This is a genomic window from Methanohalophilus euhalobius (assembly GCF_900215215.1).
GTDB lineage: Archaea > Halobacteriota > Methanosarcinia > Methanosarcinales > Methanosarcinaceae > Methanohalophilus > Methanohalophilus euhalobius.
In genome coordinates this window covers 125,144-144,296 of record NZ_OBDR01000003.1, presented here as the reverse complement: position 1 = coordinate 144,296, position 19,153 = coordinate 125,144, and the positions used below count along the sequence as shown (strand labels likewise).

Here is a 19,153-nt window from a genome sequence, read left to right as displayed (position 1 = left end):
CTTTTTCTATGACGGCCAGTAATCTTTCTAAATTCTCTCAAATATGGGAACTTCTTAAAAAGGAGTATCCTGATCCGCAGCCTGCTCTGCATTTCAAAAACCCTCTGGAACTGCTGGTAGCCACTATTCTTTCAGCCCAGAGTACGGATGTGCAGATCAATAAAGTGACACGTGAGTTGTTCAAGAAATACCGCACGGTTTTTGATTATGCGGATGCGGACATCCGACAACTGGAAAAGGATATTTATTCCACGGGTTTTTACCGCAACAAGGCCAAACATCTGCAACAGAGTGCCAGAATTATCATCGAGGATTTTGGGGGTGAAGTTCCATCCACGATGGAAGACCTGTTAAAACTGCCCGGGGTGGCTCACAAAACTGCCAATATAGTGCTTGCCAGGGGTTTTGGTGTAAAAGCGGGTATTGCTGTGGATACCCACGTCAAACGTCTTGCTACAAGACTGGGTTTTACTGAAAATAAGGATCCTGTCAAAATTGAAAAGGATCTGATAGAACTTGTCGATCAAAGTGAGTGGGATGATTTTTCCCTGACCCTGATATTACATGGCAGGAACATATGTTTTGCCCGCAAACCCGCATGTGGGAAATGTGTTGTAAATCACTTATGTCCCTCCAGTTTGGTTTGATATATCCGTATAGTTCATTTTATTCCTATCGATATGTGAAAAAAGAATGAGAATCTATTTTTCCACAAACTATACAAATCTAAAAAACCTCTCTTTTTATTATGTCACGTATTGTTGTCCATGTGGACATGGACTACTTTTATGCTGCTGTTGAGGAGCGTGAAGACCCTTCCCTTATAGGCAGGCCTGTGGTGGTCTGTATGTATTCGGGGAGAGGGGAGCACGGGGGCTCGGTAAGCACCTCCAATTATACAGCCCGCGAATACGGTATTAAATCCGGTATGCCCTGTTCCAGAGCCATTAAACTGAATCAGGATGCGGTTTTTCTTCCTGTAAGAAAAGAGTTTTACACTGAAGTTTCTGACAGTATCATGGAAATACTGCGCTCTCATGCAGATAATGATGAATCCTTTGAGCAGATAAGTATAGATGAGGCATTCATCGAAGTTACGGCAAAATGCAACGGTGATTTTGAATGTGCCCGTAAACTGGGTGAAGATATTAAGCAAAAGATTCTGGAAAAAGAACAGCTGACATGTTCTGTGGGGCTCGGGCCCAACAAACTCATTGCCAAAATGGCATCCTCAGAAAATAAACCCGATGGACTTACTGTCATCCCACAACATGATGTAAATCAATTTCTGGCGAATCGTGCTCCCTCTCAACTCTGGGGTGTAGGGGATGTCACAGCCGCCAGGCTTGAAAAAATGGGCATAAAATCAGTGGGACAACTTGCTTCTTCGGACATTGTGTCTCTCATAGATGCTTTTGGTAAAAAGAAAGGTTCATGGCTCAAAAAGGCTGCACAGGGGATTGATGAGTCTCCTGTCAGGCAAAGGGAAGGAAGTGAGCAAATTGGGAGGATAGCCACTTTGCCGGAAAATTCATCGGATTACGATTTGATAATGCCAGTTCTGGATAACCTTGCCGAGGATGTGATTAAAAAGACTATCGAAAGAAGTGTTTCTTTCCGTCAGGTTACACTGATCATGATCACATCTGATTTCAAAACCCAAACTCGTAACCATACCCTCCAGAGAGCGGTTGCTGAAAAAGAAATTCTGAGACAACATCTGGACAAATTGCTAACAACCTTCCTTGAAGAAAACAAACCTACCATTCGCCGGATTGGAGTTAGAGTTGCCGGGTTACAGGAAATATCGTCTCAGACAACGCTTGCTTCTTACTTTTGAGCCGGTTAAAGGAGAGATTCGAATGATTTCGCACCGTCCAGTTTTTCGGGACTTATGATGTCATTTTCCAGAATTTCATATTTGATATTGATTGGAACATCTGCTCTCAGAGCAAGGGCGATGCAATCACTGGGTCTTGCATCGAATTCCATTTTAACATCGTTTTTGCTCAAAGTCAGACGGGCGAAAAATACTCCTTCTGTCTTTTCATCAATCAATACGCTTTCAACTTTGCCTTCCATTCTTGAGAGGATGGACATTAAAAGGTCGTGGGTCATTGGACGAGGTGTGGTCTCACTGTTTAATGCATTATTTATGGACAGGGCTTCCAGATGCCCAATATAAATCGGCATTATTTTTCCGGCCGGATCTTCCAGGATGACAGTTGGCGCTATTCCCTCTTCCATTTTCATGAGGTAAACCCCCTTTACATTCACCTGGCAGGTTTCGTCTTCTTCTGGCATGCCTTTACCATGAAATTCAATAATATTAATATCTTATCAATTGATTGCTCTGTTGAAACTGAGACCATCAAATTAGTTTTTCATTTTAAAAGCGTAACTATTTATTCATTATCACCAGGCATTGCATGAGCGTAACTTATTTATTATTTTATGAGTGAGGAAATATATCAATATACAAAATCTTTTTATAAATTTTGAATGGAATTTGTAGAGGCTGTCGGAAAAGTCTACTACTTACAGACACATATCATACAGTTTCTATTGTATATACTCATATTCTACCGCATAATCACAATCAAGAGATACATTTATATCATATAACCATAATCAACTGAAATAATTAACTCTATCGTGATTAAAATGTATTCTGTTCAAAACCCAAGCAAACAACATTCGTGTATGGTCCTGATGTCTACGAATTGATACTCAAAAACCATTTGCTTTATAAGATCAATGAAAATGTTGATTTCTCGTTCATCAATGTAACATGTGAAAAACTCTATTGTTCAAACAAAGGTCGTCCTGTAACCAACACACCTGAAATGATGCTACGGTCTGCAGTAGTTCAATACCTTTTTAGAATCAATACCTTTTTAGAAGAGGCTAAAAGATACAGTAAATCTCGAGATTTTAAACGGGATATGAAAATGAGGGCACATATCGAACCAAAACAGGGAGAGATGAAGAGATTTCATGGGCTGAAAAGAGCAAAGTTCTGGGGGAAAGAGAAGATGAATATCCAGGCAATGTTAACAGGAATTGCAGTTAATCTAAAGAGATTTATTAAAATGAGTGGGGATATATGTTAAAGATAGAAGGGATGAAAGAGTTGAGGCTTAAAAAAGGATTGAAAGAAGCTGGATTGAAAATATGTCAAACAAATAGATGATAATTTCTCAAAAAAATGAATTTAAGCCTTAAATTTGCTCTTTAATGAAGTAAAGGGGATCTTTTTTATCTATTATCCGACAGTCTCTTAATATTGTAATTTATCACTCCCTGATTTTTGCCTATCATATTACAAGCAAGCGTTTTCCGAGTTAATGTTTTGACCATAAAGTAGACCTTTTAACTATTATGTATCCCATTGACCACAATGTAGTGGACTTTATGGTCAAGCCCATCGTTACAGAATGTCTTATATACTACTAACAAGGTATGTGGTTACTGCATTCCTGTGAAGGGTGAGGGAAATGAAACATAAGCCAAAGATACAGACCAAAGAAGACTACTTGAAGTGGTCGTCGAAAATGATGTAAAATTTATACGTACCCAGTTTGCCATGATTATATTCACCTACCTGCAAGTAAATTTTCATTTGTTATAAAGATGAGGCAAACGACAACGACTGTTTTCACAGAGGATGTACAGAATCGTGCTCAATTTTCTTTTCCAGCTCATCCCAGCTAGCGGCATTCCGTATACAGCCGGGGTCAGGCCCCTGTACATCATTGAAATAACCAAATGCACGTGCCCGGCATCCCCCGCAAACCTTCAAATAAGCACATTCAGAACACTGCCCTTTAAAGGAATTCCTTTGACGCATTTTTGCAAGAAAATCACTGTTTTGCCACACATCTACAAGGTTGTTGTACCTGATGTTTGCCAGTGTTTTTGGCAGGAACACACATGGAATTATATCCCCGTTTGGCTGGAGGCCGCAGTACAGACGGCCAGCTCCGCAGCCTCCCACAAACTCCGCAAGAAATTCAACTTTGTCTGCCAATTGTTTATTCTGTCCGATCGAATCAAAGTGGGTCAATGAAGATATTGAATGTCTCCCACCCATGCAGACCCGTGAAAACTGAGGAGCCGTGGAAAGTACATTGATATTTCTTCTCTCCCCCTCTGTGGCCAGTTCCTCAAGAAGGGATTCACGCTGCTGAGGAGAAAGATCCTTGTTCATAATCTCCTTTCCTCTTCCGGCAGGGATGAAATTGTAGTGCATAAAGGTGCCGGCACCCAGTGATTCAGTGATATCAATCACTTCACTTACCTCATCGAGGTTTTGGGAGGTTACTGTCATCGCTACTTCAGTGTTCAGGCCCGCATCCACTGCATTTTTGATACCCTCCAGGGTCTTATCGAAGGCTCCATCCAGTCCACGGAAATTATCATGAGTTTGCCTGGTACCGTCCAGAGAGATCTGGACAAAGGAACAACCAAGATCTGCCAGTCGCTTTGCCCGTGCAGCCGTTAGCATTGTACCGTTGGTCGCAAGAGCCAGTCCCATATCCCTCTGGCATATTCTTGCAGCCACTTCAAAAAAATCATTCCGCATAAGAGGCTCTCCCCCTGACAGGGAGATATAGGCAACCCCTTCATCTGCCAGTCTGTCCACAACTTTGACCCTTTCAGCTGTGTTCAATTCATCCGGTGTGGGCCTGCTAATGGCACTCTGGTAACAGTGTCTGCAATGAAGGTTGCATGCATTGGTAGAGTTCCAGACGACCAGGAAGGGTGCATAAGAAGTGAAGGGCTTTTGTGGACCCCACAAACCAATACCTGCCAGAGTCGAGACAAGCCCTTTGCGCCAGTAACCCACCTTCATATTGGACTTTATATCATCCTCTGTGATGCCGGTTTTATTGGCAACCTGTCCAATTATACTTCTAACCGTTTTGCCGACAATTCGGTCCTTCAGGCCAAGATCATCCTCCGTATCCCACCCGTAAGATTTCAGGATTCTTTCCATTCGCTGCATGCCATCAGATCCGGCAACGACCTTGCTGAGAACTTTGCGTGTGGCAGGATTACCTAACCATGTTTCTACAAGAGATGCCATTTCTTCAGTCTGTGCTTTTGATGAATAATCCATAGTTTTCTACCAAGAATCAAACTCATATAATCTGACCGTTTTCCTGGTACCCCCTATCTATATGAAATGAGATTGCTTAAATATTTTTTTTATATTTGTTTGCATGCAGTAGTTATCTTTATATATAAGTAATACGGTAAGTGGTTACTGCATTCCTGTGAAGGGTGAGAGAAATGAAACATAAGCCAGAGATACAGACCAAAGAAGACGTACTTGAAGCGGTCGTCGAAAATGATGTAAAGTTTATACGTACCCAGTTCACCGACACAATGGGAATTATCAAGAGCTGGGCAATTCCTTCCGAAGACCTGGATGAGGCATTCGATGAAGGAGTGATGTTCGATGGTTCTTCAATCGAAGGATTCACCCGCATTGAGGAATCGGACATGATGCTAATGCCCGACCCTTCAACATTCCGTATCCTGCCCTGGAGACCAACCGAAGGAGCTGTTGCGCGTATAATAGGTGATGTAAAATTGCCGAATGGCAACCCCTTCGAGGGAGATCCACGTTACATTCTCAAAAAGACCCTTAAGGAAGCCCAGGACATGGGATATTCCATGAATGTGGGACCGGAACTTGAATTCTTCCTGTTCAAACTGGACAGTGAAGGCAATCCCACAACCGAACTTACCGATAAAGGCGGTTACTTCGACTTTGCACCCCTTGACATGGCCCAGGATGTGCGCAGGGAAATTGACTATGCCCTGGAACACATGGGATTCAAGCTCGAGGCATCACACCACGAAGTTGCCCCCTCACAGCACGAGATCGATTTCAGGTTCTCGGATGCCCTTACTACAGCTGATAATGTAATCACATTCAGGTATGTGGTCAAATCCATAGCAAACCACCACGGTTACTATGCAACCTTCATGCCGAAACCACTCTACGGTGTAAACGGCTCAGGAATGCACGCCAACCAATCCCTGATGTCACAGGATGGCGAAAACGTATTCTTTGATCCGAATACTCCAAACCAACTCTCCGACATAGCCAGGTATTACACCGGCGGACTGCTGGAACATATCAGGGAATTCGCGGCAATAACCAACCCAACTGTCAACTCTTACAAAAGACTTGTCTCGGGATATGAAGCGCCCATCTACATAACCTGGTCGGACAGTAACCGCAGTTCCCTGATACGCATCCCGTCAACCAGGGGCAAGGGTACAAGGGTAGAACTCAGGTGTCCTGATCCGGCATGTAATCCATATCTTGCCTTTGCAACCATGCTTTCTGCAGGCCTGGATGGAATCAAGAACAAAACCGACCCTGGAGAAGCAGTAACCCACAATATCTTCAAACTTTCCGGACAGGAGAGAGAAGGCATGGGGATCAATTCTCTTCCAGGAAGCCTCAAGGAAGCGATAGACGAAATGGCAGGCAGTGAATTTGTTAAAAAGACCATGGGAGACCACCTTTTCAACAACTACCTATGTGCCAAGAATAAGGAATGGGATGATTATAAGGCCCAAGTACACCAGTGGGAACTGGATACCTACCTTGGTGTACTTTAAGCAGGGATTTCACAGGAAGTCCCGCCCAAATTTTTTTAGATACATACACTTTATACACACTTTTACATATCATAACAAGGTGATGCCGATGTGCGGGATAATAGGAGTTATTGACAGACAGAAACAAAAAATGAATGGTTCGGGAATCAAAGAAGCCCTCAGCCTTATGAATGAGCGTGGCAGTGGTGAAGGTGCAGGTTATGCTGCATATGGCATATACCCCGATTTTGAAGACTGTTATGCCCTGCACATATTCTTTGATAATCTTGTGGAGCCAAAATCAAAAGTTGATGATATTATCCAGAAATGGGGACGCGTCGTCCATCAGGAAGAAATTCCTACAAAGGAACAACCCAACCTGAAAAGGAGTCATGTTCCCTGGAGATACTTCTTCAAACCCTATACTGATCTTATGACCGGAAGTCTCACACCGGATGAAGATATCGTCAAATATCTGGTCATGGAAATTAATTCCTCGACTATCGAAGGAGCCCTGGTATTTTCCTCCGGGAAAAATATGGGAGTGTTCAAGGCCGCAGGGTGGCCGGAAGATGTGGCAAATTTTTACAAAATTGATGAATATGAAGGTTATATCTGGCTGGCACATAACCGTTATCCCACCAACACCCCGGGATGGTGGGGAGGAGCACATCCCTTTAACCTGCTGAACTGGTCGGTGGTACACAACGGAGAGATTACTTCCTACGGGACAAATCAGAGATATGTAGAAAGCAATGGTTACCAGTGTACAATGTATACAGATACCGAGGTTGTTGCATACCTGTTCGACCTGCTCGGCAGACATCACGAATTACCATCAGAGATCATTGTAAAAGCAATGGCTCCGCCTTTCTGGGATGAGATCGATGAAATGAATGATAAAGAGCGTGAACTCAACAAAGCAATTCGCCTGACCTATGGCCCGGCTCTCATGAATGGCCCCTTCGCAATAGTTGTGGCCACTCATGATGGCATAGTAGGGTTCACTGACAGGATAAAACTCAGGCCACTGGTAGTTGGGGAACACGGTTCGAGGTTGTACATATCCAGTGAGGAAGCCGCAATTCGAACCATGGACCCCCAGGTGGAGGATATCCACATGCCGGGTGCTGGTGAGCCGGTAATCGGGAGGGTTGTAACATGAGCCTGGGAAGTGTACCCCTGAAATACCGTATACAGATAGACAGGCAGCAATGTATGCAATGTATGAGGTGTGTGTATAATTGTTCCTATGGTGTATTCCGGGAAGAGGATGACGGCAATATCCTGATCGATTCACGCAAATGCACAGCATGCCACCGTTGCATTTCAATGTGTCCGCGGGATGCCATCAATCTCAGTGAGCATCCCGTTGATTACCGCAGCCATCCCTTATGGACTCCGCAAGCCCGGGAGGATGTCATAAACCAATCACGAAGTGGCAGGATCGTCCTGGCGGGAATGGGAAATGCCAAGGATTATCCTATAATCTACGACAGGTTGGTGCTGGATGCCTGCCAGGTAACCAATCCGAGTATAGACCCCCTACGTGAGCCTATGGAATTACGTACCTACCTGGGGCAAAAACCTTCAAAACTTGATATAAGGAAGCAGGAAAACGGGGAGATTAAACTCAATACCAAACTATCCCCAAATCTGGAATTGCAGACCCCGATAATGATCGGACATATGAGTTATGGTGCTATCAGCCTCAATGCCCAGTTAAGTCTTGCAAAGGCAGCAGCCAAAACCGGCACATACATGGGAACCGGGGAAGGTGGCCTGCATAAGGACATTTATCCATATCAGGATAATGTCATAGTGCAGGTGGCCTCCGGACGGTTCGGCGTGGATATTAATTACCTTGATAGGGGAGCCGCTATAGAAATCAAGATTGGACAGGGAGCAAAACCCGGTATTGGGGGACATCTGCCTGGTGAGAAGGTGTGCACGGATGTTTCCTGCACACGAATGATACCTGCAGGCAGCGATGCGATAAGCCCCGCCCCCCACCATGACATCTACAGCATAGAGGACCTGGCACAGCTGGTAAGAGGCCTCAAGGAAGCAACCGAATGGAAGAAACCGGTTTTCGTAAAAATTGCAGCTGTGCATAATGTCGCAGCTGTGGCGGCTGGTATTGCAAGGTCCTCAGCAGATGCAGTGGTTATAGACGGTTTCCGTGGAGGCACCGGGGCAGCTCCGAAAGTCTTCAGGGATAATGTAGGCATTCCCATAGAAGCAGCGATTGCCAGTGTCGATCAGAAACTCAATGATCAGGGTATCCGTAACAAGGTATCTGTTATTGCCAGCGGGGGAATTCGCAACAGTGCAGATATTGCCAAATCCATAGCCCTTGGTGCAGACGCAGTTTATATCGGAACCGCAGCCCTGATTTCAATGGGATGCCGGGTTTGTGGAAACTGTTACCGTGGTTTGTGTCCCTGGGGTATTGCCACCCAGAGGGAAGACCTTGTCAGCCGGCTTGATCCGGAAGTTGAGTCCGAACATGTTGCAAATCTAATTAAATCCTGGACCCTGGAGCTCAGTGAACTCATGGGTGCAGCCGGAATCAACAGTATAGAAAGCCTGAGAGGTAATCGTAGCAGGCTGCGTGGCTATATGCTGGATGAAGGCACCCTGGATGTGTTGCAGGTAAAGCCTGTGGGGGCCTGATCAAATGGAACCAGTACACATAGATGCAAAAGGACTCCATTACACACCCCTGAATCAGCAGATACGCAGAGCTGTTTCAGAGGGTGCTACTGAGATTATCGTGGATAATGTACTTGGACAGCGATTCATAGCAGACGGGCTGAAAGGGGAAGTTACCATCCGGATCAACGGTGTTCCGGGTGGTGACCTTGGAATGTTTATGAACGGTCCCACCTGTATCGTAAAAGGCAACTGCGACCATGCACCCGGCAATACTATGGACAGCGGAAAGATCGTTATCCACGGGAGTGCAGGTGATGCCGTGGCCCACAGCATGAGAGGCGGCAAAGTATTCGTGAGAGACGATATCGGTTACAGAGGAGGCATTCATATGAAGGAATATGGAGAGGATCATAAACCCATCCTGGTTATTGGAGACAATGCCTGCTCATTCCTGGGAGAATACATGGCCGGGGGAATTATAATCGTCCTGGGCAAAAGTGACAATACTTTTGGAGGCAGAGGTGTTGGCAGTGGAATTCACGGTGGTGAGATCATCCTGCGAGGTGAATTGAAAGAAAGACAGCTTGGCGTGGGTGCCAAAATCACGGAGTTCACAGAAGAGGATCTGGAGAAGATAAGTCCTTATATTGAAGAGTTTTGCGGATCTTTTGAAATTGACCCGGAAAAATATCTGGATACAAAGTACACAAAAATAGTCGCGTCAAGCAGCAGGCCTTTTGCAGGCAAATATGTCTGGGAGTGAACTGCATTATTAATTCATGCATTCCTCTTTGACGACACATAGCAACAGAGAAACAATTGCAACAAAAATGACTTTATGGAACAGCAATACCAAATTCAATAGGATTTTCAGTATTGTTCACGATGTCTATATACACGAGATCAGAGCCGCTCACATCTCGTGCATATCGTATCTCTGCCATGTGAATCCGCTTGGTTTCCTGATCCAGAGTGACTTCAAACCTATACACACCTAAAGGCCCCTTAATATACTGAAGATCGGTCCTGTCTCCTGATTTAAGGAAATAGGATTCATAAAATATAGATTGGTTGTCAGAATCAAATATCTCTACAACGACATTATGTTCAGTATTATCCACATTATCGACACCGAATGCAAGTGGGCCAGGCTCAGGTTGGAAAATGAGAATTGGAATGGCCAATACTATTCCAATTAAAATAAATAAAAGTAACCCCACAATTATTGAATTTCTTTTTTGCATTTTGATTCAAACTCATATGCCATCATATGCAACTATTTATTGGATAATTGCACATGAAAGTTGCACTGTGTATATTGCAATAAAATTACTCCATGGTTTATAAAACAATTTGATGGATCTGATTTATTAACCATAATTTTAATTTCTATTTTCTGTTTAACCCAGTATCCAGAAAGCGCATTACCATCAGAAACAAGAAAAAGTTATATCGAAATAGGACAGTGTTTTCTTTCCTTACAACCAACCTAGTCAAATGTATGTGATCATGATGGGAAACTACCTCGATCTTAAGGAAAAAGTCTGGGATACAAACCGTTGCAGCGGATGCGGGGGTTGTGTGGCGGTATGTCCTGCAGATGCCCTGTATTTCAAGAAGGGAGAAGAATCCATAAAACCTTCCAGCAATGGCTACTGCAAGGAGGCCACTGATGGTGTTCCCTGCGGTGCATGTTATGACATATGCCCCCGCATAGAAGGAGAAATGCCCGAAAGTAGCAGTTGCAGGGAAGAATACATGGCTGCAAAGGCAGGGTTTGAAATCCCGGGAAAACAGAGTGGAGGGGCAGTTTCTGCGATTCTGTATGACAGTCTGGAGAGAGGCATTGTTGATGCTGTTGTAACTGTAACAGAAGACCCCTGGACCCTGAAACCAAAATCCACAGTCATCACATCCGGCGAGGCATTGATAAGCAGTGCAGGAAGCCGTTATAACTGGTGGGTTCCGCTGCTTGCAGCCCTGAAGGAAGCCGTAATCGGGAAGAAGTGCAAGAACATAGCAATTGTTGCCCTGCCCTGTGCCGCCCGGGCAGTGGAGAAGCTGCGTAAAAGTGATAATGAATTACTTGGACCCTTTGCAAAGTCGATAAAATATGTAATCGGCCTGTTCTGTACAGAGAGTTTCGATTACGAAAAACTCATGGAAGGCAAACTCAAATCAGAACTGCAGATCAACCCACTGGACATAGAACGCATGGATGTACGGGGAAAACTTGTTGTCACACTCAAGAATGAGAATATCAGCATCCCCCTGAAAGATATCGAAGATACTATTCGTCCAGGTTGTCACATATGTAAGGATTTCGATGCCCTGTATGCTGATATTTCAGCAGGTTCTGTAGGAAGCCCGGAAGGATATACAACGTTGATTGTGCGCAGCGATACGGGTAAACTGGCAGTTGACAGAGCTCTTGAAAGTGGCAGGCTCGTTGCAACAGATGAGGCTGACCCTGCAGTTGTCACAAAATACAGGGACAAAAAGCAGCAAAAATGAATTCAAAAGCAGCTAATCACTGCTTTATTTTACTCTTTTATGCCTATTGAAGATATCCAAATACTTTCATACTGCCTGCACCAATTTATAATAGCATGATTTGCATATACCAGCGGGGAGAATACGATGGGCATATATACTGTAACCGGGCTGAACAACTATATCAAAAACGTGTTAACTTCTGAAAAGGCCCTGCAGCAGATCTGGGTAGAAGGAGAAATATCCAACCTCACAAAACACCGATCCGGGCATTACTACTTTTCAATAAAGGACGAATCAAGCCAGGTAAGCTGTGTCAGTTTTCGCTCCACAAACCGCAAATTAAAATTTGAGCCTGAAAAAGATATGAAAGTGCTGGTTTTTGGATCGGTAAATGTTTACACCGTCCGTGGACAGTACCAGCTACAGGTGCGGGACATCCGCCCGGATGGTGTGGGCGAATTGTATAAAGCATTCGAACAACTCAAAAAAAGACTTGAAGAAGAAGGTTTGTTTGCTCCCGAACACAAAAGGCTCCTCCCCCGTTATCCCCGCAAGATAGGAGTTGCCACATCTGCCACGGGTGCAGCTATACACGACATACTGCATGTACTACAGAGACGCTATCCTGTAGATATCCTGCTCTGTCCGACAACTGTCCAGGGGGAGGCATCCGCAGATAGCATTATAAGATCCCTGGAATTGCTCAATCGTACAGATGCAGACCTCATTATTGCCGGCAGGGGAGGAGGTTCCCTTGAAGACCTGTGGCCATTCAATGAGGAAAAGGTGGCACGTGCTATCTACAATTCCAGACTGCCGGTTATAGCGGCAATCGGGCATGAAACTGATTTCACAATATCAGATTTTGCAGCAGATGTGCGTGCACCCACCCCCTCAGCAGCCGCAGAAATTGCAGTGCCCGACAGGACAGAAATGGTGAGGCATATCGATGCCCTCCGACAGAGAATGGAATCTGCACTCAAAAACCGTATTCTGAACCAGAAAAAACATCTTGAATACCTTTCTGGCCGAATTAGTCCTGATAGATACAGGGAACTGCTCAACCAGCGCACCCAACATCTGGATGAGGTGACATATCGCCTGACATCCAGAACGGAATATATAATGCAAACTAAAGTTGCAGAACTCGGAGCCCTTGCAGGACGATTGAATGCCGTAAGTCCCCTTAATACTCTTGACCGTGGTTACTGTGTGGCACAGTCCGATGAGGGAGGGACCATAACCGGTGTTATTGATATTGAGAAGGGACAGAGTTTACAATTGAAATTCAGGGATGGGTGTTGCAGAGTGGAGCATAAAGAAAATTTGGATGAGGGATGCTAAATGTCATCAAACACTGAAAACAAAAACTTTGAGGATAGCCTGCTCGAACTCGAGGATATTGTGGAAAAACTTGAAAACGGACAGATATCCCTCCAGGAAAGCATGGAAATGTTCGAGAGGGGAATAAAACTTGCAGGCATCTGCAATAACATTTTGCAAGAATCTGAACAACGCATAGAGCAACTCATAGAAAAAAACGAAGAAATTGAGACCTGTGATTTAGAACAGCAAAGCTGAAACAAACATGTTTAACTTCTATGCATAACGAAATCAAGAAAGTATAAGTAATTCTTAATTCATAAGAACTTATGATGAGTGAATTGAGGCAAATCCCCTGTCATATTGATGGCATGGACGAAATTGTGGGTGGTTTCAAGTCCCCTTCGATCATTCTTATTGCGGGGACAGCTGGTGTAGGTAAGACAACTATGGCACTGCAGATGCTGTCAAATGCAGCAAAAGCCGGCGAAAAAACCCTGTACATACCCATTACAACGGAAGATTCCGATCGACTGAAGATGTACCTGTCCACTTTTGAATTTCTGGATGAATCCGTGGAAGTACATGAGATTAACAGGCCGATTGCAGAAAAGGATCCACTAAGTACCCTTATCGAAATGGACAATACGATATCATCCGCAAAACCAGACAGACTTGTAATAGACCCTATCACACCCATAGGATTTGGATTTGTGGAACAGGAGAGAAGGCGTTTCTTTTACACCCTGGACTCAATGGTGCGTGAATCCAATTCCCTGGTGTTTTTGACAGGCGAGTTAATGAAAGATGAAATTCACAATTATGTGGTCAGCCATCTTGCAGATGGAATAATTTATCTGTCCAGAACCAATCAGGGTATGCAGACCTCCAACCAGATGGAAATCCTCAAGATGACGGGAGTCAAGCCCTCTTACAGTAATGAATGCATGACCCAGAAATTCAATTATCTGGTGAACACACGTGGATTCAGTGCATACCCAAATCTGAAATATGAGGAACGGGCTCCTGAAGATAAAAAAGTTGACACTGGCATCGATGAAGTTGACAAAATGTTAAACGGAGGTGTCCCGGCTGGAAGTTCTATTCTTGTAGGAGGAGAACCAGGCACCGGGAAAACCATAATGGGATGGCAATTTATCCAGCAGGGGCTCGAAAACGGGGAAAATTGTGCTATCATCACCTTTTACGAAAGTGCAGACCAGATAATAAAAGCCACAGGGGATCTTGGCTGGGACCTGCAATCATATATTGACGAGGAAAAACTTAGTATAATCACTTATGATACCGAAAACGTCTGTTATGCAGAATATTCCAACCGTATAAGTAATATTGTTGAGGAAAAAAAGCCTGCCAGACTGCTAATAGATGGCCTTGTGAACGTGGAAATCACAATAATAGATCCTGTTAAAAGAAGAGGATTTTTGCATTCCCTTGTAGGTTACCTGAAAAGCCATGATGTTACGACACTTTTTACCACGGAACTTTTTGGAGGGGCTGAAAAAATAAGGAGCAAGGAGTCATCTTTCATAATGGATAATGTAATCCTGCTTAAACAGACAGATACTGAAAAAGGAATGAAAAGGCAGTTCCAGATCATCAAATCAAGGGGAACCGCCAGTGAACCCCTTATAAAAGAATATGAAATAAAAGAAGGCGGAATTGAGATAGTATAAATCAGAGGTTTTGCACTTTCCTCTCAATTGTTGTTCCAAGTTCTGTCAGACTGCACTTGCCTTCATTTTCCACTACAAGTTCCTTTTCCATCAGCTCTTCTACCAGTCTTTTGACAGAAGGCTGTGCAAGATGCATATTCTTTGCAATACGGGATGTCTCGAGTTCACCTTTAGAAGCCAGCATTTCAAGAAGTTTTTGTCGATTCGTATTCCCTGTCACAAAACCCATTATTTCCTCCACAGAATCACCATTTAATATTAAGTTTACAGCTATAACTAACTTTCTTCAACTCATCAAGCAGGAGTCTCCTTTCCGTAAGGTAGGAGAGGAATGCGCCTGATATTTCACAAAAGTAATTTTTTATAATAAGTAAGTGAACATACTATTGTATGTTTCTCACTAAAACAATTATCTTGAAAATAGCAAATCCTGATAATGATTTGGTGGAAACTATGCAGAAATATTCAGATGGAATGAATTATGTTTCTGAAATCGTTTTTGACAATGGAAAACCGATTTCAGCGATGAAATTACAGCAGGAAGTTTACGCATATCTTCGTGAAACATTAAAATTGAAATCTCAAATGAGTTGTAATATCCCACGACAAGTTGCAGGGTGTTACAAAACATTGTATAAACTGAAAGAATCAAAATGGCAAAAGGTACAATTTTCGCCGTCTTCGATGACTTTTTCTTACAAAAGGGATTTTGCTATTAGTGAAAATATGGTTAAAATAACCACTATTAACGGAAGGAAAGCATATTCCATTTTGAATTATGACTATGCGAAACAGTATTTTGATGGTTCATGGAAATATCAGGCATCCAAAGTTGTAAAACACAAAGACGGAGACTATTATTTCCATCTGTGTGTGGAAAAAGAAGTTCCTGATAAAGAATTGACAGATGCATCTACCTTCATGGGTATAGATGTTGGTATGAACTATCTTGCTGTTGCTTCCACCACTGACAAAAAATGTAGTTTTTTTGCAGGTGGGGAAATTAAGAATCTTCGCAATCAGTACAAGTCAATGCGAAAGCGTTTACAATCGAAGGGAACTTTATCTGCAAAACGTATGTTGAAACATATTGCAGGTAAAGAGAAACGTCTTATGCGAGATGTAAACCACACAATCTCAAAAGAAATTGTGAGATTCGCAATTGAAAACAAAGTATCAGTAATAGGTCTGGAAGATTTAACAGGAATACGTGATTCCACTCTTTCCAAAACTCCCAAAAAGAGAAGACATAACCACAGTAGTTGGGCTTTCCGCCAATTACAAACATTCATTGAATACAAAGCAAGAGAAGCAGGTATAATTACACATTATGTTGACCCATCGTATACTTCTCAAACATGTATTCGGTGCAATCATATCTCAAAAAACAATCGTAACAGGTTGTCTTTTAGATGTGAAAAATGTGGTTATGAGAACAATGCCGACCTGATTGGTGCAATGAATATTGAACACAAAACACGGGATTACAGGTATATCCTGGAATCTCAGGGGGTGCTTGTCAGCCACCCGGACGAATGCTTAATTGACATTCAAGCCCCTCCCGTAAGGGAGGGGTAGTTGACTATTGGAGAACGCATCTGCAGAGGAATAATTTTATAAGCATCAAACCACATTTAAGGGTGGCAGGCTAGTCTGGGTAGGTCGGCGTCACCTGTAACCCGAAATCGCCGATATGCGGGAGACGAAGCTGAAGGAAGTCATCAGGATTATTTTCAAGCCTGTGACCTCAACTAAGAAACTCCGTCCTGTTTGGATGATGTTGCTAGAGAGGTTGGTTGGAGAATCAGCCCTCTATCTTTACCGTGGAAACCGGTCGAGGCCCGGAAGGGAGCAGACTTACCGCGAACATACATCGCTCTCAGGGTTGCGGGGTGGAGGCGAGGTCACAGTCCCCTGGAAAATGAGAATGATGGCAACCGGATGCATGCCTGCCACTTTATACAAGCAAAATCTTATATATATGACTGGCTTATGGACTGCTTACCCGGGACGAGATAGCCAAGCCCGGTATGGCGCAGGATTGCTAATCCTGTGGTGCTCGCCACCTCGGGGGTTCGAATCCCCCTCTCGTCGTTAATCATTTTTTCAATAGTTTTATCAATGAAAACATAGAAAGTTAATACATGTCAGATAAAATGAAAAAACTCCCGGTTATCCAAAGACCTGCGCCTGAAGATGAAACTCCTTCCTGTGGTGGTTGTGATTCAAAGGGAAGTTGCAATCACTGGGGAATTAAGCCAGGTTCTGAAAAAGAGGAAGTATATCGTAATGTCTTAATTTATCTGACAATGGGGATTGTCATCATAATTACAGCTCTGCTTATCAAGGCCTTACTGTCCTCATTTTAAAAAAAGAATTATTTGTAAGGAATGCACATTTTCCTGCCACATGACAGACAGGTTATACACACTGTTCCTTTTTTCAGCCGCACTTTGGAACTACTACCCGGTACAAGATAAGAATTACAACTACGACACACCCTTCTGCGAAGGGAGGCAGGCAAACGGATTCTGTAGCGCATACCAATCCTGCGTGCAAGTGTAACATACCTGTTACTTCTGTGAGGGTGTACACTGTATGATGCTTCTGCAAGTTTGAAAAGGTGTTCAATTCTCTGTTTTGCCAGATCCTTCATGAGATTTTTCTGCTTTTTTCGGGATTTAGACACACAAACTACCTCAAATATTCAGGGATCACTATTGTTTTCAAGAATAATTACCTTTGCTTTACTTCTTTTTTCTACAAGTTTTTTGAAGAGATCTGTGTCGGCGTCCGTTCCCTCCACACTTCCATAATGCATTGGTATGATATAAGCTGGCTTTATACATGAAACTGCTTCTGCAGCTTCCTTTTCATCCATAGTATAATATCCCCCTATAGGAAGCAGGACGATATCAGCTTCAATGGAAGCCATTTCATCGATCAAATCTGTATCCCCTGCATGATATATCCGCAAACCTTCCAGCTCAATCACGTAACCCACACCTTCACCGGCCGGATGGAAGGGTTTGTCTATATTGTAAGCTGCAACTACTTCTATATTCAATCCCTTTATTGCAAGTTCATCCCTGAGGACATCCCCGGCTTCAATTCTTCTTGCATCGCCCCGAAACTGCAGACTGCAACTTGTCGGAATCAGGGTAGTAGTCGTGCTTTTCCTGACCTTCTGAATATCCTGCGGGGAACAATGATCGAAATGCTCATGAGTGATAAGCAGCACATCGGCCTGGTCTTCGTAGTCGATATAACCACCCACGTTATAGGGGTCAATATATACCACCAGATTATCCCCACGCAATCTGAATCCTGCATGCCCCAGCCAATCAATGTGCACTTTTCCTATATCTATAGATTTCAGTCTATAACCTCCTGTGAATATTTAATGGCGGTAAGTTTATTAATATTTCATTTTATCAAAGCTAATACAAAAAAATATCCCTTATATTCCATAATTCAACTTTTTCCAGTCACATTTAATCAGAGATTAAATGGGAGTTTCATTTTAAAAATGAAACATCAGGAAATATTAATACAAACCGCCTTTAATTTAAATTAAATTCGACCTAACAAAATTTATATAGAATAACTAATGTATATACAATTATAAGTCAGTTTTGAAAGGATTTTATGCCGCTTGAAAAATTGACATCAAAGAAGAAGGGACCTAAAATGAAAATAAGAGTAGTCAGTTCTAAAGAAGAAATCGAGACCCTGGATGAAAATGAGGAGATTATTCACCTCGCATTCAGGCCATCCAATACGGATATTTTTTCCCTTGTGATGAAATGTCCCAACGTAAAGGCCCTGCACATCCCCAGCTCCTATAAAAGAACGATATCCAGCTCTGCAAGAATGTATCTTGAAATGCAGGGTATTGACTTACTTGAAGGCGATGTATGGGGACACAGGAAAGACATAAACGAGTATTCTGAAGTATCCAGAAGTGTGTATGACCGTATTGAAGAATTCAGGAAAGAAGGGCTTGCCGAAGAAGAAATTATCGACAAAATGGTCAAGGAAACCCGTTTAAGCCCGGATTTCATAACTTTCCTGATGAAGCAGAATTCCTGATTCTGCAAAAAGAAGTAAGAATCCCTTCAAGGGGTCTTACGCTTTCTCTTTTTAACCTGTCTTATACTAATTATCCCAGTGAAGGGAGCTTAAGCCCTACCACTGAAACTACAAGTACAAAAATCATCAGTGACACCACATAACCGTATCCCTCGTTTGCCATTCCAAGAGAATGCACAACAATAAGCATAACGGCGAAAAGGGTTACTGAACCCACAGCCAGCAGAATTTCAATGCTCTTTTTACTCATGAAAACTTACATGTTCAAC

21 protein-coding genes, 1 tRNA gene and 1 other RNA gene are annotated in these 19,153 nt (G+C 43.1%); 16 read left to right on the top strand and 7 right to left on the bottom strand.

The features are described from left to right. The first annotated feature begins 8 nt into the window (after positions 1 to 8). Together nth and dinB are read left to right on the top strand one after the other, a co-directional pair. Positions 9 to 647 carry an endonuclease III gene (gene nth, locus CP947_RS04570; protein WP_096712148.1) on the top strand — a complete coding sequence of 213 codons (639 nt, stop codon included), beginning with the start codon at positions 9 to 11 and terminating at the stop codon, positions 645 to 647. A 101-nt stretch (positions 648 to 748) separates the two neighbouring features. Then, positions 749 to 1,840: a DNA polymerase IV gene (dinB, locus tag CP947_RS04565; protein WP_096712059.1), complete on the top strand. Its 1,092-nt coding sequence runs from the start codon at positions 749 to 751 to the stop codon at positions 1,838 to 1,840. A gap of 5 nt (positions 1,841 to 1,845) precedes the next feature. Here dinB and CP947_RS04560 read toward each other — a convergent pair whose 3' ends face one another. Further along, positions 1,846 to 2,304: a bifunctional nuclease family protein gene (locus CP947_RS04560; RefSeq protein WP_096712058.1), complete on the bottom strand. Its 459-nt coding sequence runs from the start codon at positions 2,302 to 2,304 to the stop codon at positions 1,846 to 1,848. 419 nt (positions 2,305 to 2,723) lie between these two features. On the opposite strand from CP947_RS04560, the gene CP947_RS04555 reads away from it, so the two are divergent. Next, entirely contained in the window at positions 2,724 to 3,113 is a 390-nt protein-coding gene (locus CP947_RS04555) for a transposase (RefSeq protein WP_128754769.1), read from the top strand. Between the two features lie 545 nt (positions 3,114 to 3,658). Here the strand turns inward: CP947_RS04555 and CP947_RS04550 are convergent. Continuing rightward, entirely contained in the window at positions 3,659 to 5,122 is a 1,464-nt protein-coding gene (locus CP947_RS04550) for a radical SAM/SPASM domain-containing protein (RefSeq protein ID WP_096712056.1), read from the bottom strand. A gap of 173 nt (positions 5,123 to 5,295) precedes the next feature. On the opposite strand from CP947_RS04550, the gene glnA reads away from it, so the two are divergent. From glnA to CP947_RS04530, 4 genes are all read left to right on the top strand, one after another. Further along, entirely contained in the window at positions 5,296 to 6,642 is a 1,347-nt protein-coding gene (glnA, locus tag CP947_RS04545; protein ID WP_096712055.1) for a type I glutamate--ammonia ligase, read from the top strand. Between the two features lie 88 nt (positions 6,643 to 6,730). Next, positions 6,731 to 7,786, top strand: a complete 1,056-nt coding sequence (locus CP947_RS04540; RefSeq protein WP_096712054.1) for a class II glutamine amidotransferase — start codon at positions 6,731 to 6,733, stop codon at positions 7,784 to 7,786. Next, a complete protein-coding gene (locus CP947_RS04535; protein WP_096712053.1) occupies positions 7,783 to 9,297 on the top strand; it encodes a glutamate synthase-related protein in 1,515 nt (504 codons plus the stop codon). The genes CP947_RS04540 and CP947_RS04535 overlap by 4 nt, the downstream gene beginning before the upstream one ends. Positions 9,298 to 9,301: 4 nt before the next feature. After that, positions 9,302 to 10,042, top strand: coding sequence for a GltB/FmdC/FwdC-like GXGXG domain-containing protein (locus CP947_RS04530; RefSeq protein WP_096712052.1), 741 nt, complete (start codon positions 9,302 to 9,304; stop codon positions 10,040 to 10,042). A 73-nt stretch (positions 10,043 to 10,115) separates the two neighbouring features. On the opposite strand, the gene CP947_RS04525 is transcribed toward CP947_RS04530, so the two are convergent. Beyond that, the gene (locus tag CP947_RS04525; protein ID WP_096712051.1) at positions 10,116 to 10,523 is read right to left on the bottom strand and encodes a hypothetical protein; all 408 of its coding nucleotides are present in this window, start codon (positions 10,521 to 10,523) and stop codon (positions 10,116 to 10,118) included. Between the two features lie 265 nt (positions 10,524 to 10,788). On the opposite strand from CP947_RS04525, the gene CP947_RS04520 reads away from it, so the two are divergent. The 4 genes from CP947_RS04520 (at position 10,789) to CP947_RS04505 (ending at position 14,792) form a co-directional block, all read left to right on the top strand. After that, positions 10,789 to 11,793 carry a Coenzyme F420 hydrogenase/dehydrogenase, beta subunit C-terminal domain gene (locus CP947_RS04520; protein WP_243641514.1) on the top strand — a complete coding sequence of 335 codons (1,005 nt, stop codon included), beginning with the start codon at positions 10,789 to 10,791 and terminating at the stop codon, positions 11,791 to 11,793. 126 nt (positions 11,794 to 11,919) lie between these two features. After that, positions 11,920 to 13,119, top strand: coding sequence for an exodeoxyribonuclease VII large subunit (gene xseA, locus CP947_RS04515; RefSeq protein WP_096712050.1), 1,200 nt, complete (start codon positions 11,920 to 11,922; stop codon positions 13,117 to 13,119). Next, positions 13,120 to 13,356: an exodeoxyribonuclease VII small subunit gene (locus CP947_RS04510; protein ID WP_096712049.1), complete on the top strand. Its 237-nt coding sequence runs from the start codon at positions 13,120 to 13,122 to the stop codon at positions 13,354 to 13,356. A 71-nt stretch (positions 13,357 to 13,427) separates the two neighbouring features. Further along, positions 13,428 to 14,792: an ATPase domain-containing protein gene (locus CP947_RS04505; RefSeq protein WP_243641515.1), complete on the top strand. Its 1,365-nt coding sequence runs from the start codon at positions 13,428 to 13,430 to the stop codon at positions 14,790 to 14,792. Between the two features lies 1 nt (position 14,793). Here CP947_RS04505 and CP947_RS04500 read toward each other — a convergent pair whose 3' ends face one another. Further along, positions 14,794 to 15,033 carry a winged helix-turn-helix domain-containing protein gene (locus CP947_RS04500; protein ID WP_243641516.1) on the bottom strand — a complete coding sequence of 80 codons (240 nt, stop codon included), beginning with the start codon at positions 15,031 to 15,033 and terminating at the stop codon, positions 14,794 to 14,796. Between the two features lie 212 nt (positions 15,034 to 15,245). Between CP947_RS04500 and CP947_RS04495 the strand changes: the two genes are divergently transcribed. From CP947_RS04495 to CP947_RS04480, 4 genes are all read left to right on the top strand, one after another. After that, positions 15,246 to 16,370: an RNA-guided endonuclease InsQ/TnpB family protein gene (locus CP947_RS04495; protein WP_243641517.1), complete on the top strand. Its 1,125-nt coding sequence runs from the start codon at positions 15,246 to 15,248 to the stop codon at positions 16,368 to 16,370. Positions 16,371 to 16,433: 63 nt separating this feature from the next. After that, positions 16,434 to 16,747: signal recognition particle sRNA (ffs, locus tag CP947_RS04490), an RNA gene on the top strand. A gap of 54 nt (positions 16,748 to 16,801) precedes the next feature. Beyond that, positions 16,802 to 16,886, top strand: a tRNA-Ser gene (locus tag CP947_RS04485). Positions 16,887 to 16,936: 50 nt separating this feature from the next. Further along, positions 16,937 to 17,161: a hypothetical protein gene (locus CP947_RS04480; protein ID WP_096712046.1), complete on the top strand. Its 225-nt coding sequence runs from the start codon at positions 16,937 to 16,939 to the stop codon at positions 17,159 to 17,161. A gap of 8 nt (positions 17,162 to 17,169) precedes the next feature. Here CP947_RS04480 and CP947_RS04475 read toward each other — a convergent pair whose 3' ends face one another. Beyond that, a complete protein-coding gene (locus CP947_RS04475) occupies positions 17,170 to 17,481 on the bottom strand; it encodes a ribonuclease P protein component 4 (RefSeq protein WP_096712045.1) in 312 nt (103 codons plus the stop codon). An 18-nt stretch (positions 17,482 to 17,499) separates the two neighbouring features. Continuing rightward, positions 17,500 to 18,171 carry an MBL fold metallo-hydrolase gene (locus CP947_RS04470; RefSeq protein ID WP_096712044.1) on the bottom strand — a complete coding sequence of 224 codons (672 nt, stop codon included), beginning with the start codon at positions 18,169 to 18,171 and terminating at the stop codon, positions 17,500 to 17,502. A 311-nt stretch (positions 18,172 to 18,482) separates the two neighbouring features. Between CP947_RS04470 and CP947_RS04465 the strand changes: the two genes are divergently transcribed. Next, entirely contained in the window at positions 18,483 to 18,884 is a 402-nt protein-coding gene (locus tag CP947_RS04465) for a DUF1699 family protein (RefSeq protein WP_096712146.1), read from the top strand. Positions 18,885 to 18,954: 70 nt separating this feature from the next. Here CP947_RS04465 and CP947_RS04460 read toward each other — a convergent pair whose 3' ends face one another. Next, complete coding sequence (locus CP947_RS04460; RefSeq protein ID WP_096712043.1) at positions 18,955 to 19,134, bottom strand: hypothetical protein; 180 nt, start codon at positions 19,132 to 19,134, stop codon at positions 18,955 to 18,957. Positions 19,135 to 19,153 lie beyond the last annotated feature (19 nt).

Coding starts and splice junctions, on each gene's coding strand:
- CP947_RS04530 (WP_096712052.1), top strand. CDS start 9,302: ATGGAACCAGTACACATAGATGCAAAAGGACTCCATTACACACCCCTG.
- CP947_RS04520 (WP_243641514.1), top strand. CDS start 10,789: ATGATGGGAAACTACCTCGATCTTAAGGAAAAAGTCTGGGATACAAAC.
- glnA (WP_096712055.1), top strand. CDS start 5,296: ATGAAACATAAGCCAGAGATACAGACCAAAGAAGACGTACTTGAAGCG.
- nth (WP_096712148.1), top strand. CDS start 9: ATGACGGCCAGTAATCTTTCTAAATTCTCTCAAATATGGGAACTTCTT.
- xseA (WP_096712050.1), top strand. CDS start 11,920: ATGGGCATATATACTGTAACCGGGCTGAACAACTATATCAAAAACGTG.
- CP947_RS04465 (WP_096712146.1), top strand. CDS start 18,483: ATGAAAATAAGAGTAGTCAGTTCTAAAGAAGAAATCGAGACCCTGGAT.
- CP947_RS04480 (WP_096712046.1), top strand. CDS start 16,937: ATGTCAGATAAAATGAAAAAACTCCCGGTTATCCAAAGACCTGCGCCT.
- CP947_RS04540 (WP_096712054.1), top strand. CDS start 6,731: ATGTGCGGGATAATAGGAGTTATTGACAGACAGAAACAAAAAATGAAT.
- CP947_RS04535 (WP_096712053.1), top strand. CDS start 7,783: ATGAGCCTGGGAAGTGTACCCCTGAAATACCGTATACAGATAGACAGG.
- CP947_RS04505 (WP_243641515.1), top strand. CDS start 13,428: ATGATGAGTGAATTGAGGCAAATCCCCTGTCATATTGATGGCATGGAC.
- CP947_RS04510 (WP_096712049.1), top strand. CDS start 13,120: ATGTCATCAAACACTGAAAACAAAAACTTTGAGGATAGCCTGCTCGAA.
- CP947_RS04525 (WP_096712051.1), bottom strand. CDS start 10,523: ATGCAAAAAAGAAATTCAATAATTGTGGGGTTACTTTTATTTATTTTA.
- CP947_RS04550 (WP_096712056.1), bottom strand. CDS start 5,122: ATGGATTATTCATCAAAAGCACAGACTGAAGAAATGGCATCTCTTGTA.
- CP947_RS04560 (WP_096712058.1), bottom strand. CDS start 2,304: ATGCCAGAAGAAGACGAAACCTGCCAGGTGAATGTAAAGGGGGTTTAC.
- CP947_RS04495 (WP_243641517.1), top strand. CDS start 15,246: ATGCAGAAATATTCAGATGGAATGAATTATGTTTCTGAAATCGTTTTT.
- dinB (WP_096712059.1), top strand. CDS start 749: ATGTCACGTATTGTTGTCCATGTGGACATGGACTACTTTTATGCTGCT.
- CP947_RS04460 (WP_096712043.1), bottom strand. CDS start 19,134: ATGAGTAAAAAGAGCATTGAAATTCTGCTGGCTGTGGGTTCAGTAACC.